Genomic DNA, 16,089 nt, shown 5'->3' with positions numbered 1-16,089 from the left:
GTTCGGCGATGGTGAGGGCATGGATCAGGCGCGCTGGCAGAACTACTGGGACCGCAAGTCGGCGACCTACGACCGGGAGATCGGCGTCCTGGACCGCCGCGTCTTCGGCGACTCCCGCCGGTGGGCGTGCTCCCAGGCGACCGGCGAGGTGCTGGAGGTCGCCGTCGGCACCGGCCTCAACCTGGCGCACTACCCGGCCGAGGTCCGGCTCACGGGCCTGGATCTGAGCGAGCGGATGCTCGGCCTCGCCTGGTCCCGCGCCGCCGAACTGGGCCGCGAGGTGACGTTGCGGCAAGGCACCGCGCACTCCCTGCCGTTCGCCGACGCCTCGTTCGACACGGTGGTCTGCACGCTGGGCCTGTGCGCCATCCCGGACCACGAGACCGCGACGAACGAGATGGTCAGGGTGCTGCGGCCCGGTGGCCGGCTGATCCTCCTCGACCACGTCGCGAGTTCGTCCCGGCTCGCGCGGGGCGTGCAGTGGTTGGTGGAGCGGATCACGGTGCCGATGGCGGGCGAGCACTTCCTGCGCCGCCCGTTGCGTCTGGTCGAGGCCGGCGGCCTGGACGTCGAGCAGCGTCAGCGCTTCAAGCTCGGCGTGGTGGAACGGCTGGTCGCCCGCAAACCGGTCAGCAGCAATGGTGACCGCGCCACGCCTCACGACCTTCCTTGACCGCCACGACGGCGATCACGAGCGCGGCCAGCGGGTCGGCCCACCACCAGCCGAACAGGCTGTTCACCACGAGCCCGACCAGCAGCACCGCGGACAGGTAGGTGCACAGCAACGTCTGCTTCGAGTCCGCCACCGCGCTCGCCGACCCGAGCTCCCGGCCGGCCCTGCGCTGCGCCCAGGACAGCCACGGCATGACCAGCAGCGACACCGCGGCGAGCACGATGCCCACCGACGAGTGCTCGGCGCGTTCGCCCCGCACCAGCGACAGCACCGACTCGACCGACACGTACGCCGCCAGCACGAAGAACGACACCGCGATCACCCTGAGCGCGGCCCGTTCCCGCTTCTCCGGGTCACGCCCGGCGAACTGCCAGGCCACGGCCGTCGCCGACGCCACCTCGATCACCGAGTCCAGCCCGAACCCGATCAGCGCCGTCGACCCCGCCACCGTGCCGGCCGCGAGCGCGATGACCGCCTCGACGACGTTGTAGGTGATCGTCGCGGCCACGAACATCCGCACCCGCCGCCGCAGCACGAGCTTCCGCTCGTCCACGACGGGCGCGCAGCATGCGTCACCCATCGACGCAGTCCGGTCCGGGCTCGACGGCCAGCACGACGTCCACGAGCTCGCTGATCGCGCGCTTCAGGTGCGGATCAGCCAGCTCGTAGCGCACCTGCCGGCCCTGGTAGGTCGCGACGACCAGACCGCACCCGCGCAGGCAGGACAGGTGGTTGGAGACGTTCGACCTGGTCAGCTCCAGCGTTTCGGCGAGTTTCGCCGGATAGCCGGGGCCGTCGAGCAGGGCGATCAGGATGCGGCACCGCGTCGGGTCGGCCAGGGCGCGGCCGAGCCGGGCGAGAGCCGCCTCCCGCGTCTCACAAGTCAGCATGAATCGAACTGTACAGCCAAGGCTGAACAGTGGTCAGGGACGGACGCGGTCCGTCGCGCAGCCGACCAGGAGCATCACCAGGACGGCCGCGAGCGCGTGGTCACCGCTGAGCGCGAACACGCCCGCGAGTGTGAGCCAGAGCACAAGCCTCATAAAGCGAGGTTAGGGACCGTACGAGGGACTCCGCATCTCATTTGGGCAAGGCTTGATGGTCCCTTAAGCAAAAATGGAAACGTGACGACCCGCGAGTTCTGGGACCAGCACGCCGCGACGTTCGACGACGAGCCCGACCACGGACTTCGCGACCCGCGGGTGCGCCGCGCCTGGGCCGATCTCCTGCTTCCCCTGGTTCCCCCGGCCGCCTCCGTCGCCGATCTCGGGTGCGGCACCGGCAGCCTGTCCGTCCTGCTCGCCGAGGCCGGCCACGAGGTGCACGGCCTCGACCTGTCCGAGGAGATGGCGCAGGCCGCACGGTCGAAGGCGGCGGCGGCAGGCGTGATCGTCGGCTTCACCACCGGCGACGCGGCGCACCCGCCGTATCCGAAGGCGTCGTTCGATGTCGTGCTGGCGCGGCACGTGCTGTGGGCATTGCCCGACCCGGCCGCGGCGCTGGAGCAATGGGTGTCGTTGCTCAGGCCGGGCGGTCTTCTCGTGCTCGTGGAAGGCCGGTGGTCGACCGGCGCCGGACTCACCGCCGCCGAGGCGCGCGAGCTGGTGAACGGGGACGCCGTCGTCACCCCGCTGACCGACGAGGCCCTGTGGGGCCGGGAGATCGACGACGAGCGCTACCTGCTCGTCAGCCGGCGGTAGGCAGCCCGTCGAGCATCAACCGCAGGGCGAACTCGAACCGCTCGTGCCCCTGACCGGCACCGAGCTTGTCCGCGTGCTCGACCGTGTGCGGGAAACGGCTCGCCGGGAGCATTTTCAGCCGTGCGAGCATCTCCGCGCCGTCCATCTCCCCACGCAGTGACGACTCGAACGTGTACGCGCTGACGTACAGCAGCACGGCGTCGATCGCCCACACCGCCGCCTGCACAGGCACGCCACCGGCGAGGAAGAGCCCGAGCACGCCCTCGGTGATCCGGAGCGTGTCGAGGTTGGCGGGCGGGGCGTTCAACGCGGCCCGCGCGATGCCCGGATAGCGCAGGAACTCGTCCCGCAGCTGACCGCAGACGTCGAGCACCTGCTCACGCCACCGTTCGGCATCCGGCGCGGGCACCACCACGTTCTTGCTGAGCGTCCCGATGAGCAGGTCGTCGAGGTCGGCCTTGTTGCGCACGTGCGCGTAGAGCGAGGCGGGCCCGGTCTGCAACGCGGCGGCGACGCGGCGCATGGTCAGCGCGTCGAACCCCTCGGTCTCCACCAGCGCCAACGCCGTGCTGACGATGCGCCCGACCGTGATGGGCTCTTTGCGCACTGGGGGCGGCTCCTCCAGCGCGGCGATCTGCGTCGCCCATTCCTCACGGGACCTGCGGTTCATGAGCCTGATCATACCAGTTGACCCGAACAGTGTTCGTGAGTAGAACAGTGTTCGTGACTGCCTACGGACTGCGCTCGCCGCGCTCGTTGCGGGAGGCGTGGATCGCCCTCGCCGGCCTCTCCGCGGTGTTCCTGTTCGAGATGCTCGACAACTCGATCCTGAACGTCGCGCTGCCCACGATCGGCCGTGACCTGCACGCTTCGACGACCGCGCTGCAGTGGGTCTCGAACTCCTACGCGGTCGTGTTCGGCGGCCTGATGCTGGTGTTCGGCGCCGTCGCGGACCGCTTCGGCCGCCGCCGCTTGATGCTCGCCGGACTCGTACTCCTCGGCGTCGCGAGCCTGGCGACGCTGTTCGTCACGTCCGTGGGCGGCCTTATCGCCGTGCGGTCCGTGATGGGCATCGCCGCCGCCATGACCACGCCGGGCTCGATCGCACTGGCGTTTCGGCTGTTCCAGAGCGACGACCTGCGCGTGCGCGCGATGACGCTCATCTCCACCGTGGGCCTGGTCGGCCTGGCCGTCGGCCCGCCGCTGGGCGGCTTCCTGCTAGCCGTCGCTCCCTGGCAGGCGTTGTTGCTGATCAACGTGCCGATCGCGGTGCTGGCGCTCGCCGGCGTCGGCCGCGGGATCGGGCCCGACACGGACCTGCACCGCAGCCCCGCCGACTACCTGGGTGGCGTGCTCGGCACAGCGACCATCGTGCTGGCGCTCGTGACGCCGACGCTCTTCGTCGAAGGCTCCTGCACCGCGTGGGCCGCCGCCGCACTGACCGTTGTCGCCGGTGTCCTCTTCGTAATTCGCGCGCGCACGGCCAGCCATCCGTTGCTCGACCTGAAGCTCGTCGCGAGCCCGCTGGTCGCCAGCGGGCTCGCGTACAAGGCCGCGACCGGACTCGCGGCGGCCGGCCTCACCTACCTCGTGACGCTCCAGCTGCAGCTCGACTGGGGCTGGTCCCCCGCGCTCGCCGCCGCCGGGATGCTGCCGCAGGTCGCGGTCCTCATCGCCGCGGGCCCGGTGGTCAACCGCTTCGTGCGCTGGGCGGGCCTCGACCGCGCCGTGGGGCTGGGCTCCCTCGGCGTCGTCGCCGGACTGGCCGTCTACGCGCTGCTCGGCCGCCTCGGGTACGCGCCGGTCGCCGTCGCGCTCGTGCTGGTCGCGATCGGCATCCGCGTGGTCGGCGCGGTCGCGGGTGTGAACGTCCTCAAAGGCCTGCCGGAGAGCCGGACGTCGATCGGTGCCGCCTTGGTCGACACCGCGTCCCAAGTCACGTCGGCGGCGGGCGTGGCCGTCAGCGGCACGGTGCTGGCGGTGCTGTTCGCCGGTGGCATCGCGCAGCCCGGCTGGAGCGCCGGGCAGACCGCGCAGTTCGAAACGGCGGTCACGATCGGCAGCCTGGCGCTGACGGCGATGGCAGCGGCTTTGGCCGGTTGGGCGTTCGTCCGATCGCGGCACTAGGCCGAATTACTCCGGAAAGTTCTTGCAACGCTTTGCCCGGTGTGCGTGCAGGTGCTACGACGTGAGGTGAACCCCTGCAGCAAGGAGACAACGTGGTTTCCTCGGCTTCGCGCACCCTGCTAGCGGTGCTGCTGATCGTCGGACTGTCCACACCGGTGCAAAGTCTTGCGGCGCCACCGGGCGCCAAGGACGTCACCGTCACCCTGTTCCAATGGCCGTTCGCCCGCGTGGCGTCGGAATGCACGAACGTGCTGGGCCCCAAGGGCTACGGCTACGTCGAGGTCTCGCCCGCGACCGAGCACGTCCAGGGTCCGCAGTGGTGGACCAGCTACCAGCCCGTCAGCTACCGGATCGCCGGGCGCCTCGGCGACGAGAACGCCTTCCGGAACATGGTCACCACGTGCCACAACGCGGGCGTGAAGGTCATCGCGGACGCGGTCATCAACCACATGAGCGCCGGGTCGGGCACGGGCACCGGCGGGACCGGCTACTCGAAGTACAACTACCCCGGCGTGTACAGCGACTGGGACTTCCACTCCTGCCGTTCGCACATCACCAACTACCAGGACCGCTACAACGTCCAGAACTGCGAGCTGGTCGGTCTGTCCGATCTGGACACCGGCAGCGACTACGTGCGCGGGGCGATCGCCGGCTACCTGAACCGGTTGATCTCGATGGGCGTCGACGGGTTCCGGGTCGACGCGGCCAAGCACATGGCGGCCGGTGATCTCGCCGCGATCAAGGGCAAGCTGACCAACCCCGGCGTGTTCTGGGTGCACGAGGTGATCTACGGCGCGGGCGAGGCGGTGCAGCCCAGCGAGTACACGGGGTCCGGTGACGTGGACGAGTTCCGCTACGCCTACGACGTCAAGCGGGTCTTCCAGAACGAGAACCTGGCCTACCTGCGCAACTTCGGGCAGTCGTGGGGCTTCCTGCCCAGTGGCCAGGCACGGCCGTTCGTCGACAACTGGGACACCGAGCGCAACGGGTCCACGTTGACGTACAAGGACGGTTCGACCTACACGCTCGCGAACGTCTTCATGCTGGCGTGGAACTACGGTGCGCCGCAGGTGTATTCGGGCTACGAGTTCACCGACAAGGACGCCGGTCCGCCCGGCAACTCGGTCTGCTACAGCGGCTGGAAGTGCCAGCACGCGTGGACGCAGATCGCGAACATGGTGTCCTTCCGCAACACCGTCGCGGGCACCGACGTGAACAACTGGCAGGACAACGGGTACGACATGATCGCGTTCGGGCGCGGCAACAAGGGTTTCGTCGCGATCAACCGCGAGCCGTTCGCGGTGAGCCGCACGTTCCAGACCGCGCTGCCCGCCGGGAGTTACTGCAACGTCCAGGAGAACGGCTGCGTTCGCGTGACCGTCGACTCGCAAGGCCGGTTCACGACGACGCTCGGCGCGGGCACCGCCCTCGCCCTGCACGTCAACGCTCGCTAGTGGGGCGGCTCGGAACGTTGGCGAGGTAATCCACGCTCAGCAGGGCACCTCGTGGTACTGCCCCCACGCCCCCGTACAGCCAGTACGAGGACGTGGGGGCAGTACCACGATGCACCCGTCTGACCGCGCATTCCCCCGGCAACGTTCCGAGCCACACCACTAGAAATCACCGGCTGTCCACCGCACAAGGCGGTGGACAGCCGGGAGTTCATCAGGCCGTGTGCAACCTCAGGCCGTACACGTTCAGGATCTCGTTGATCGGCTGGAACCACGTGCGACCGCCGCTGGTGCAGTTGCCGTAGCCGCCGGACGTGACACCCTGGGCCTGGTCACCGGTGATGAACGAGCCACCGGAGTCGCCACCCTGGGCGCACACCGAGGTGCCGACCATCTGGTAGACCGCGCCCTGCTGGTAGTTCACGGTCTCGTTGCGGCCCTGGATCACGCCGCAGTGCCACTGCGTCGTCGAACCCGAGCGGCAGACCGAGGTGCCGACGGGCGCCTCCCACGAACCGCGCACCAGTGCGTCGGGCACCCGGCCCCAGCCGAGCACGACCGGCACGGTCCACCAGCCACCGCCGGTGCGGACCCAGGCGTAGTCGTTGCCGGGGAACGAAGAACCGGCGAAGTTGCCCTGGAAGGAGCGGTCCCAGCCGTAGACGGCCGCGCCGTTGCCACCGCAGTGGCCCGCCGTGACGTAGCCGCCGTGCACCGAGAAGCCGATGGAGCAGCGGACGTTGCCCGTGTAGTACGGGTCACCGCCGACCGTGCCCGCCGCGTACGTCTGCGGCTGCTGCACGCCTTCGGTGCGCACGGTGATGGAGCCGAACTGACGTGCCTTGTCCAGGAACGAGGCCACTTCGGCGGTCTGCTTGCCCGCCTCCACGTCGACCACGACGGTGCCGGTGCGCGGGTCGGGGCGCCAGCCCGCGACCGCGGCCGGCACGGCGCCGGTCGCGGACAGGGCGTCGAGGCGGTTCTTGTGGGCCGCCATCGAGTTCGCCGAACGTCCGACGACGACGGCCTCGGCGCCGGTGGCCTCGACCTTGCGGGCGGCGGCCTTGTCGGTCACCGCGACGACGAGGCGGTTCTTCGCCTCGTCGAACCAGCTGCCAGCAAGTGCGGTACCGGCAGCGCTTTCGGCGCGCGGGGCCAGGACCGACGCGCCTTGTTCCTTCTCCAGACGCAACCGCGCCTGGGCCTCGGTCAGCCCGAACGCCGAGCTCATCGCGGTGAGCAGGCCGGGTGACATCGCCTTCTCCGACGCCTGGGCAGGCACCGTGAAAGTCGACCCGACCAGCACGAGTGCCAGCGCGGGCACGATTCTGGGCATGGTGAAGCGCATGCTCTTCTCCTTGTCCGTGCAGGGATCGCTACCCGCCCCGTTGCGGGCAGCGACGAACATGAGAGCGCTCTCACCGTGGCGCAGGACAGCCCCGGTGGTCAACAGCTGAAACCGGAACTGTCCTGCCCGACAAATGCCCGAACGGGCGGAACCGGGCACTACTCCATCACGACGACCTGCCGGACGGCCTCTCCGGAGGCGAGCTTGGCGAAACCGTCGTTGATCTCGTGCAGCCCCAGCCGCCCGGACAGCAGGCCGTCGACCGGCAGCCGTCCCGCGCGGTAGAGGTCGACGAACCTGGGCACGTCCCGACGCGGCACGCACGAACCGAGGTAGCTGCCCTTGAGCGTGCGTTCCTCGGCGACCAGGTTCAGCGCCGGCAACGACACCGTGCGGTCGGGGTGCGGCAGGCCGACGGTGACCGTGGTGCCACCGACTGCCGTTGCGGCGTAAGCCTGTTCGAGCACGGCCGCGACACCGGTCGTGTCGATGACCTTGTCGGCGCCGCCCCCGGTCAGGTCCCGGACGTGCGCGACCACGTCCGGACCGCCCGCGGCCTCGTGCGTCGCGCCGAGCGTGAGAGCGAGCTCGCGCTTGTGCTCCACCACGTCGACCGCGACGACCTGCGTGGCACCGGCCGTGACCGCCGCGAGCACCGCCGCCAGACCGACGCCGCCGAGGCCGAACACCGCGACCTTCTCCCCCGGCTTCACCTCGGCGCTGTAGAACGCCGCGCCCGCGCCGGTCAGCACGGCGCAGCCGAACAGCGCGGCGACGTCGAGGGGCAGGTCCTGCGGGACGAGGGTGGCCGAGCGGTCGGAGATCACCGTGTACTCGGCGAACCCGGACACGCCCAGGTGGTGGTGCGGACGTGTGCCGTCCGGAAGCGTCCACCGGCGCCCGCCGCTGAGCAGCGTGCCGTCGCGGTTGGCCGCGGCTCCCGGTTCGCACAACGCCTGACGGCCCGACGCGCACCGCCGGCAGGCACCGCACGCGGGCACGAACGACAGCACGACGTGGTCGCCCGCCTTGAACTCGGCGTTCGAACCCGCCTCCACGACCTCGCCCGCTGCCTCGTGGCCGAGCACCATGGGCAACGGCCGGATGCGCGAGCCGTCGATCACCGACAGGTCGGAGTGGCACAGGCCGGTGGCGTGCACGCGCACCAGCAGTTCGCCGGGGCCGGGCGGGTCGAGTTCGAGGTCCACGATCTCGAGCGGCCCACCGACCCCGGTCAGCACCGCACCTCGCGTCTTCACGCCACCACCAGACCTTCCATCGCCGTGCGCAGGGTCGCGGGGATCTCCACGGGCTTGCGCGTCTCCCGGTCCACGAAGACGTGCACGAAGTGGCCCTCCGCCACGACGTCCTCGCGTCCCTCGAAGAAGAACCCGACCTCGTAGCGGACGCTCGAGCGGCCGAGGTGCCCTACCCGCAGCCCGGCGTCCACCGCCTCCGGGAACGAGATGGAGGCGCGGTAGGTGCAGTGGGACTCCACGCAGAGCCCGATCTGCCGCCCGGCCTGGATGTCCAGCCCGGCGCCGATCAGCCACGTGTTGATCACCGTGTCCATGAACGCGTAGTGGACGACGTTGTTCACGTGGCCGTAGACGTCGTTGTCCGCCCACCGGGTCGGAATCCGCTGCCAGTGCCGGTAGTTCTCGCGCAAGACCCATCCCTGCTGTTGATCGGACATCGTCAGCCGAGTCTCCTGGTGAGCTCGACCCTCGACCGCACGCCGAGCCGCGCGAAGATGTTGCGCAGGTGGTGCTCGACGGTGCGGTGGCTCAGGAACAACCGCGCGGCGACCTCGCGGTTCGTGGCGCCCTCCGCGACCAGTCTGGCGATCTGCGCCTGCTGCGGCGTCAGACCGGGGTGGTCCTTCGGTTCGCTCGTGGAGTCGCCGGCCGCGCGCAGTTCGGCGCGGGCCCGCTCGACCCAGTGATCAGCCTGGTAGGACTGGAAGATGTGCACGGCCTCGCGCAGGTGTTCGCGCGCCGCCTTGGGTTTGCGCCCGCGCCGCAACCGGTTCCCGTACAGCAGTTCGGTCTTCGCGAGTTCCATGGCCGTGCCGCTGGCCCTGTGCAGCCGGATCGCTTCCTCGAAGTGCTCGTCGGCCGTGCCGCTCTCCAGCAGACCGTGGCAGCGGTGCGAGAGAGCGAGCCGGGCCGTGCTCCCCGTGGCGCCGGCCCACCTCTCGAACGGTTCCAGCGCTCTGTCCCCTGTGGACGGTTTGCCGCACGCCACGGCGGCCTCGACCACGTGTGGTGCGGCCATCACCTTGATGCCCGCGTGCCCGGGGTTCAGCCGGAGCCGTTCGAGCGCGTCTGCGGGCCGGTCGCGGGCCAGGTCGACGCACGCGAACGCCCAAGCACCGAACGTGCCGGGCCGGGTGAGTCCGCGCTGGGTGATCTGCTCGGTGGCGGTGTCGATGCGGTCCAGCGCCGTGTCGGTGTCGCCGCGGAGCGCCGCCAGCAGCGCAAGGATCGTCAGGTGGTCGACGACGGCGTTGTGCTGGCCGATCGCCTTGGCCGCGTGCACGCCCTCCGTCGCGGCGTTGAGGGCGGCCGCGTGCTGGTCCAGCAGCAACGCCGACAACGCCCGGTACACCAGCGCCCACGGCACCAGCGCGGTGAACCCGCTCTCGCGCGCCGCCGTGACCGCGCTGGTCGCCATCTCGTGCGACCGCGTGGCGTCGCCCAGCACGTAGGCGGCCTGGCTCGCCCAGATGCGGGCCTGCGGTCCGGGGACCTGGTCGGCCAGGTCCACGACGGTGCGCAGCGCGGGCAACGCCTCGTCGTGCCTGCCGTCGAACGTCGCCAGCATCCCGGTGAGGTGGTCGAGCGTGATCCGCGTCGCGGGCGGTTCGTCGGGGCAGCGGATCTCCTCGGCGAACTCGGCGACCGCCGTGTAGCGGCGGTGGTCCCCGGCGATGCTCGCCGCCTCGCCCGCGAACCCGAGCGCCGCCACCGCGAGCCCCCGTTGCGTGCCGACCAGGCCTTTCGCCGCGCGGATCAACCGGTCCGCCGCCACGTCCGGCAGGCTCTCGCCGAGGTCGATGCCGCCGACCACCAGGTCCATCAACGCCCTGAGCTCCGGCGTGTGGGTCATCTTCGTCGCCGTGCGCAGAACGGCCCGCGACCGGTGCGGCGCCCCGTGCGCCCAGTGGTCGGCGGCGGCCTTGAGCAGGTGACGCGCCTTCTGCTCGGGGTCGGTCGTGAGGCGGGCCGCGCGGTCGTGGTCGCGGGCGGCCCTCGCGAAGTCGCCGCACAGACGCGCGTGCTCGGCGTGGACGGTGAGGGCCTCGGCGAGCCCGGCGTCCTGCGTCGTCACGGCCTGGTGCCACGTGCGGCGGGCACCCAGCGGCAGGCTCTGCGCCAGTTCGGCGTGGGCCAGGCGGCGCTGCGCCAGCGGCACGTCCACCCGCAGAGCGGACCGGACCAGCCGGCGCGAGTCGAACAACGGCCCCGCCTCGATGACCGCCTGCAGGTCGAGCGACTCGGCGTCGACCTCCTCGTCGACCGCCGCGAGGGCGACGACGTGCTGCGCCTCGGGAGACAGGGCGGCGAACAGGGCCCGCCACCGCAGTCGCAGCGAGCTGTTCTCCGGCAGCACCTCCGGCGCGGGCGCGATGCCTCCGAGCTGCGCCGACGTGAGCGCTCCAGCCAGCTCGACCAGTGCCAGCGGGTTCCCGCAGGCCAGGTCCGCGAGGTCGGCGGCGAGGGTGGAGGGCAGGCCGGGCACGAGGTCGTGCAGCACCCGCACGCTCGTCGCCGCGTCGAGCGGATCGAGCGTGACGCTGGGCAACCCGCGCGGCTCGCCCTCGGTGGCGATCAGCAGCACCGCACGCGTACCGGCGACGTCGTGCGCAAGCCGGATGAGGTCGTCATCGACCTCGGGCACATCCACGCACATCAACGCGTCGTAGGTGTCCCTCACGGCGTTGAGCAGTGCAGTCTTGCCCGAACCGGCTTCACCGCGCAGCACCAACACCCCGCCGCACCCAACGCGCGCACGGTCCACCAACGCGTCCACGGCGACGCGTTGCCGCTCTCGGCCACGCAGCATCGGCCCAGTCTTACGGCGGTAACGGCTCCACCGGAAGGGGTAGGCGCCAAATTCACCTACCACCGTTAGTTTTGCCTTCGAAGTTGTTCACCGAGACCGGTGGTTGCACCGATGCGGACCCGGTCACCGTGGTTGCAGGGTCGAGGTCGTTCCCCCGTTCCCCCTGCCGAATGAGGTGTACAACGCCGTGCAACTCCGCACCCTGCTCCCCGTCGCGCTGTCCATGGTGCTGCTGGGCGGCACCGTCGCCCAGGCCGCCGACAACCCCTACGAACGAGGCCCCGCACCCACCAACTCGAGCATCGAGGCGTCCCGCGGCTCGTTCGCCGTCTCGGAGACCTCGGTCTCGTCCCTGGTGAGCGGCTTCGGCGGCGGCACGATCTACTACCCGACCAGCACCTCCGCCGGCACGTTCGGCGCGGTCGTCATCTCCCCCGGCTACACCGGCACCCAGTCGAGCATCTCGTGGCTCGGCCCGCGCCTCGCGTCCCAGGGCTTCGTGATCTTCACGATCGACACGAACTCGATCTACGACCAGCCCGACAGCCGAGCCTCACAGCTGCTGGCGGCACTCGACTACCTCACCCAGCAGAGCACCGTGCGCACCCGCGTCGACGCGACCCGCCTCGGCGTCATGGGCCACTCGATGGGCGGCGGCGGCACCCTCCGCGCCGCCAGCCAGCGCCCGGCTCTCCAAGCGGCGATCCCGCTCACCGGCTGGCACACCACGAAGAACTGGTCGTCCGTCCGCGTCCCGACCCTGGTCGTCGGCGCCGAGAGCGACTCCGTCGCCCCGGTCTCGTCGCACTCCGAACCGTTCTACACCTCACTGCCGTCCACTTTGGACAAGGCGTACCTTGAGCTCAACAACGCCTCGCACTTCGCCCCGAACTCGTCCAACACGACGATCGCGAAGTACAGCATCTCGTGGCTCAAGCGGTTCATCGACAACGACACCCGCTACGAGCAGTTCCTCTGCCCGGCGCCGGGACGTAGCACGCTGATCGAGGAGTACCGGGACACGTGCCCGCACTCCTGATCGTCTGAGCACGGGTCGCGGCGCCAACCCGAGCGCGGGGCGCCGCGACCCGACCCTGTTCTGCCGAGCACGGTCATCCGCACCTCGCCGGACAGCCGATGCGGCCGCGTCCCCACCAAGGGCCCCGGCAACCGTCGCAACCGCCCGCACCGTCACCGCGTGCTCGGTGTCCCCGTCCAACGCCAGGCTCAACGCCTCGGCCGACCCGACGCCGGTCACGGCCCGCAGGACGTGCACCACCTCAGCTGACCGCGGCGAGGTGCCCGTCGGGCCGCACGAGCCCGGCGGGCGTCTCCACGTGACGCCCGGACCGCAGCCGCGCGAAGAGCGCGCCGCCGTCCGGCACCCGTCGCCCGGTCCCGTAGTCGACGTCGAGACCGGACAACCGTTCGGCCAGCTCCTTCGACATGTCCGGTGCGGACGCGATCAGCCCGCTCAGCACCGCGCGCAACGCCTGCCCCTCGGGTGAATACCCGGTCATCAACGCCGTCTGGGCCCTGGTGTGCCGCAACAGCTCGGCACCCACCGGGTGGCGTTCGGAGTGGTAGGTGTCGAGCAACGCGGCGTCCGCCCGCCCGGCCACGACGGCGGCGAGCTTCCAGCCGAGGTTGTGCGCGTCCTGGATGCCGACGTTCATGCCGACTCCCCCGGCCGGGAAGTGCATGTGCGCGGCGTCGCCCGCGAGGAACACGCGGCCGGACCGGTACGACACGGCCTGGCGGGTGGCGTTCCCGAAGCGTGACAACCACTTCGGGTCGCGCAGGCCGAAGTCGGTGCCCGCGATCGCACGCACCGTGGCCCGCAACTCGTCCAGGGTCAGCTCGCCTGGCCACTCGGCGCGGTTCGTGGCGGAATCGCCGCCGACGATCCGGTGCACACCACCGGGCAACGGCACGACCATCAGCCCACCCGAGGGTCCGGTGACGCTCGCGAACCCCCGCGCGGGCGGCTCGTCGAGGACCACGTCACCGAGCCAGCCCCACGTCGTCGCGTCGGTGCCGGCGAAGTCGATGCCGGCCGCTTCCCGCACGGTGCTGCGCACGCCGTCGCACCCGACCACGTACCGCGCGGCCACCACCTCGCCGTCGGCCAGCGAGACGCCCTCGGGCACCAGAGCGGTCACCCGGCACCCCCGCCTCACCGTCGCGCCCATCTCCAGCGCCCGCTCCTGAAGCAGTTCCTCGGTGCGGGCCTGGGGCAACGCCAGCGTGAACGGGTACGGCGTGTCCAGGACCGAGAAGTCGAGGCGGTCGGACAGCCCGCCGAAGTGCCCGTTGGGGATCCGCAGCCCCTCGGCGAGGAACGGCTCCGCGACGCCCCGGCAGTCGAGGACCTCGATCGTGCGGGGGTGGATCGTGAGCGCCTTCGAGTTCGGGTCCCGCTCCCGCCGCGTCTCCAGCACCGCGACGGACGCCCCGCCCAGCCGCAACTCCCCTGCCAGCCAGAGCCCGGTCGGCCCCGCACCCACCACCACGACGTCGTGCATGACAACTCCTCTTGGTCACTGACCAACACCTGACGTCGAGTAGACTAGGTCAGTGACCAAGAGTCAAGCGGACGTGGTGCGGACCGCGCTGGAGATCCTCGACGAGCGCGGCGCCGAGGCGGTGTCGATGCGGGCCATCGCCCAGGAGCTCGGCGTGCGGATGAACACCGTCCTGTGGCACGTCAAGACCAAGGCACGGCTGGAAGAGCTGATGGCCGACGCGATCGTCGCCGGCGTCTCGCTCGACGACCTGCCCGCCCACTGGCAGGACCGCGCGGCCGAGATCGCCCGCCGCTATCGCAAGGCCCTGCTGGCGCATCGGGACGGCGCCGCGGTCGTCGCGGGCACCTACGCCGCCGAACCGGCCACGTTGGACACCGCCGAGGCACTCGTGGCCGCGTTGCTCGAAGGAGGGCTCCCGCCGAAGGAGGCCGCCTGGACGTGCTGGGGCGTCATCTACTTCCTCCTCGGCCTGGCGCAGGAGGAACAGGCGCTGCCGCCCAGTTCCGAGGGCTTCGACGTGGGAGAACGGCCGTCGCTGCGGCGCGTTCTCCCCTTCCTCGCCGAGGAGTCGTTCGACGAGCGGTTCGAGTTCGGGATCGCCAGGCTGCTCGCCCGGTGACATCTGCACGTCATGCCCCGGTGACGTCGTCGAGCGCTCCCCGTGCGGGACCCCGCATCGGCTTCTGGCATCAGCACACGATGGCGTGGGGTCACGTCTGGCTGCGGTACTTCTGACCGCGCAGCACCGGCGACACCCACGCCGCGGCGACGCCCGCCAGCAACACGGCGAGACCGGCGGCGAGCCCCGCCCGCGGATCACCGGCCGCGACCGACAGCACGCCGGCCAGCCCCGCGCCGAGGGGCTGGCCGAGACCCCAGGCCACCATCCGCGCCGTCGTGTTCACCCGCGACTGCAGGTCCTCCGGGCACACCTGCTGCCGGTAGGTGATCCCGTTGATCACCGCGACCGCGCCGGTGACGCCCCAGCACGTCGCCGTCGCGCACAGCACGAGCCAGTGCCCGCTGACCAGCACGAGGACGCCGCTGAGCAGCGAGAGCGGCAACGCGGCCAGCGCCACCTTCGCGTTGCCCCAGCGTGCCGTGACCCGCGGGAACACCCGTGACGCGACGACCGCGCCCACGCCCCAGCAGCTGAACAACACGGCCAGCCGCGCGTCCCCCTTCGGTGCCACGCCCAGGACCTGGTCGGCGAACGGCACGAGCACCGCCATCCACGCGCCGCTCGCCACCGAGTGCGTGGCGCCGACAAGGGTGAGGACGCGGATGATCGGTTCGTGCCAGAGGAACCGCAGGCCCTCTTTCACGTCCGTGACGAGTTCGCTCCCGCCGCGCACCGGCCGTGGATTGGCCATGCTGCTGGTGATCGCGCGCAACAACAACGCCGAACCCACGGCCGTCAACGCGTTCACGGCCAGCAACGCGGCCGGGGCGACGATCGCCACGAGCAGTCCCGTCGCCCCCGGCACGACGAGTTCCACGACGGTCGTGCGCCCGTACAACGTCGAGTAGGCGGCGGCGAGCTTCTCCTTGCCCACCAACGCGGGCAGCGCGCCGAAGTTCGCCGCGTCGAAGAACACGAACGCCGTCTGCGTCGTGAACGCCACCACGACCACATGCGGCGCCGTCAGCCCGCCGGCCAGCCACGCCAGCGGCACGCTGAGCAGCACGGCGGCGACCGCGAGGTCCATCGCCACCATCATCAGCCTGCGGTCCAACCGGTCCGCGAGAGCACCGGCCAGCAGCCCGAACACCAGGTACGGCAAGGCTTCCGCCGCCGTGACGGCCGACGTCCAGCCCGCCGAGCCGGTCAGCTGGTAGACGAGGACGGGCAACGCCACCGCCGACACCACGGCGCCGACCACCGATAACACCCGCGCGTTCAGGTAACGGCTGAAGTCGCGCCCGGACGTACCGGCGCTCGTGTCCCCCATCGCCCCAGCGTAGGAATATCCGTGTTTCGACGGAAGACGACCTGGACGACGCAATCCACCACCTGATTGCCGCAGGCCGTCCAGAGCGGGTCACACGACCTGTACGTCCTCACTGATCCGTCCGCGCGACGCCGAGCCGCATTTGGTGAAATTCCGCGATAATTCGGCGATTACATCTCCGCTGGCATCAGGAATATTCGGTAACGCATTCTTCGAAACATCGACTCCTTTCGGTGTGTTCC

General features: G+C 70.7%; 15 protein-coding genes. 6 read left to right on the top strand and 9 right to left on the bottom strand.

Annotated features, from left to right (window positions below):
• The first annotated feature begins 19 nt into the window (after nucleotides 1–19).
• Nucleotides 20–673 (top strand): class I SAM-dependent methyltransferase, encoded by a 654-nt coding sequence (locus tag IEY88_RS04940; protein WP_189153304.1) that lies wholly within the window; start codon nucleotides 20–22, stop codon nucleotides 671–673.
• Here the strand turns inward: IEY88_RS04940 and IEY88_RS04935 are convergent.
• Both IEY88_RS04935 and cmtR read right to left on the bottom strand, forming a co-directional pair.
• Nucleotides 630–1,253: a cation diffusion facilitator family transporter gene (locus IEY88_RS04935; protein ID WP_189153303.1), complete on the bottom strand. Its 624-nt coding sequence runs from the start codon at nucleotides 1,251–1,253 to the stop codon at nucleotides 630–632. The genes IEY88_RS04940 and IEY88_RS04935 overlap by 44 nt on opposite strands.
• The gene (cmtR, locus tag IEY88_RS04930; RefSeq protein ID WP_189153302.1) at nucleotides 1,246–1,563 is read right to left on the bottom strand and encodes a Cd(II)/Pb(II)-sensing metalloregulatory transcriptional regulator CmtR; all 318 of its coding nucleotides are present in this window, start codon (nucleotides 1,561–1,563) and stop codon (nucleotides 1,246–1,248) included. Before cmtR ends, IEY88_RS04935 begins: the two co-directional genes overlap by 8 nt.
• A gap of 234 nt (nucleotides 1,564–1,797) precedes the next feature.
• On the opposite strand from cmtR, the gene IEY88_RS04925 reads away from it, so the two are divergent.
• Nucleotides 1,798–2,373 (top strand): class I SAM-dependent methyltransferase, encoded by a 576-nt coding sequence (locus tag IEY88_RS04925; RefSeq protein ID WP_189153301.1) that lies wholly within the window; start codon nucleotides 1,798–1,800, stop codon nucleotides 2,371–2,373.
• On the opposite strand, the gene IEY88_RS04920 is transcribed toward IEY88_RS04925, so the two are convergent.
• The gene (locus tag IEY88_RS04920; RefSeq protein WP_229693084.1) at nucleotides 2,360–3,043 is read right to left on the bottom strand and encodes a TetR/AcrR family transcriptional regulator; all 684 of its coding nucleotides are present in this window, start codon (nucleotides 3,041–3,043) and stop codon (nucleotides 2,360–2,362) included. The two genes, IEY88_RS04925 and IEY88_RS04920, sit on opposite strands and share 14 nt — an antisense overlap.
• Nucleotides 3,044–3,096: 53 nt before the next feature.
• Here IEY88_RS04920 and IEY88_RS04915 point away from each other — a divergent pair, with 53 nt between their 5' ends.
• Together IEY88_RS04915 and IEY88_RS04910 are read left to right on the top strand one after the other, a co-directional pair.
• Entirely contained in the window at nucleotides 3,097–4,500 is a 1,404-nt protein-coding gene (locus IEY88_RS04915) for an MFS transporter (RefSeq protein WP_268241207.1), read from the top strand.
• Nucleotides 4,501–4,592: 92 nt separating this feature from the next.
• Entirely contained in the window at nucleotides 4,593–5,954 is a 1,362-nt protein-coding gene (locus tag IEY88_RS04910; protein ID WP_189153299.1) for an alpha-amylase, read from the top strand.
• A gap of 211 nt (nucleotides 5,955–6,165) precedes the next feature.
• On the opposite strand, the gene IEY88_RS04905 is transcribed toward IEY88_RS04910, so the two are convergent.
• The 4 genes from IEY88_RS04905 to IEY88_RS04890 form a co-directional block, all read right to left on the bottom strand.
• Nucleotides 6,166–7,299 carry a S1 family peptidase gene (locus IEY88_RS04905; protein WP_189153298.1) on the bottom strand — a complete coding sequence of 378 codons (1,134 nt, stop codon included), beginning with the start codon at nucleotides 7,297–7,299 and terminating at the stop codon, nucleotides 6,166–6,168.
• 158 nt (nucleotides 7,300–7,457) lie between these two features.
• Complete coding sequence (locus tag IEY88_RS04900) at nucleotides 7,458–8,558, bottom strand: zinc-binding dehydrogenase (protein WP_189153297.1); 1,101 nt, start codon at nucleotides 8,556–8,558, stop codon at nucleotides 7,458–7,460.
• Nucleotides 8,555–8,995, bottom strand: a complete 441-nt coding sequence (locus IEY88_RS04895) for an acyl-CoA thioesterase (RefSeq protein ID WP_189153296.1) — start codon at nucleotides 8,993–8,995, stop codon at nucleotides 8,555–8,557. Before IEY88_RS04895 ends, IEY88_RS04900 begins: the two co-directional genes overlap by 4 nt.
• 2 nt (nucleotides 8,996–8,997) lie before the next feature.
• Complete coding sequence (locus IEY88_RS04890) at nucleotides 8,998–11,367, bottom strand: helix-turn-helix transcriptional regulator (protein WP_189153295.1); 2,370 nt, start codon at nucleotides 11,365–11,367, stop codon at nucleotides 8,998–9,000.
• A gap of 223 nt (nucleotides 11,368–11,590) precedes the next feature.
• Here IEY88_RS04890 and bdeA point away from each other — a divergent pair, with 223 nt between their 5' ends.
• The gene (gene bdeA / locus IEY88_RS04885; protein WP_189153571.1) at nucleotides 11,591–12,406 is read left to right on the top strand and encodes a bis(hydroxyethyl) terephthalate hydrolase; all 816 of its coding nucleotides are present in this window, start codon (nucleotides 11,591–11,593) and stop codon (nucleotides 12,404–12,406) included.
• Nucleotides 12,407–12,647: 241 nt separating this feature from the next.
• On the opposite strand, the gene IEY88_RS04880 is transcribed toward bdeA, so the two are convergent.
• Nucleotides 12,648–13,892, bottom strand: a complete 1,245-nt coding sequence (locus IEY88_RS04880) for an FAD-dependent monooxygenase (RefSeq protein ID WP_189153294.1) — start codon at nucleotides 13,890–13,892, stop codon at nucleotides 12,648–12,650.
• A 52-nt stretch (nucleotides 13,893–13,944) separates the two neighbouring features.
• Between IEY88_RS04880 and IEY88_RS04875 the strand changes: the two genes are divergently transcribed.
• Nucleotides 13,945–14,514 carry a TetR/AcrR family transcriptional regulator C-terminal domain-containing protein gene (locus IEY88_RS04875; RefSeq protein ID WP_229693083.1) on the top strand — a complete coding sequence of 190 codons (570 nt, stop codon included), beginning with the start codon at nucleotides 13,945–13,947 and terminating at the stop codon, nucleotides 14,512–14,514.
• 91 nt (nucleotides 14,515–14,605) lie between these two features.
• Here the strand turns inward: IEY88_RS04875 and IEY88_RS04870 are convergent, their stop codons facing one another.
• Nucleotides 14,606–15,847 (bottom strand): MFS transporter, encoded by a 1,242-nt coding sequence (locus tag IEY88_RS04870; protein ID WP_189153293.1) that lies wholly within the window; start codon nucleotides 15,845–15,847, stop codon nucleotides 14,606–14,608.
• Nucleotides 15,848–16,089: the final 242 nt, after the last annotated feature.

This window comes from Lentzea pudingi (assembly GCF_014646255.1).
Taxonomy (GTDB): domain Bacteria; phylum Actinomycetota; class Actinomycetes; order Mycobacteriales; family Pseudonocardiaceae; genus Lentzea; species Lentzea pudingi.
The sequence above is the reverse complement of the archived record's forward strand: the minus strand, read 5'-3'. Positions and strand labels throughout refer to the sequence as shown.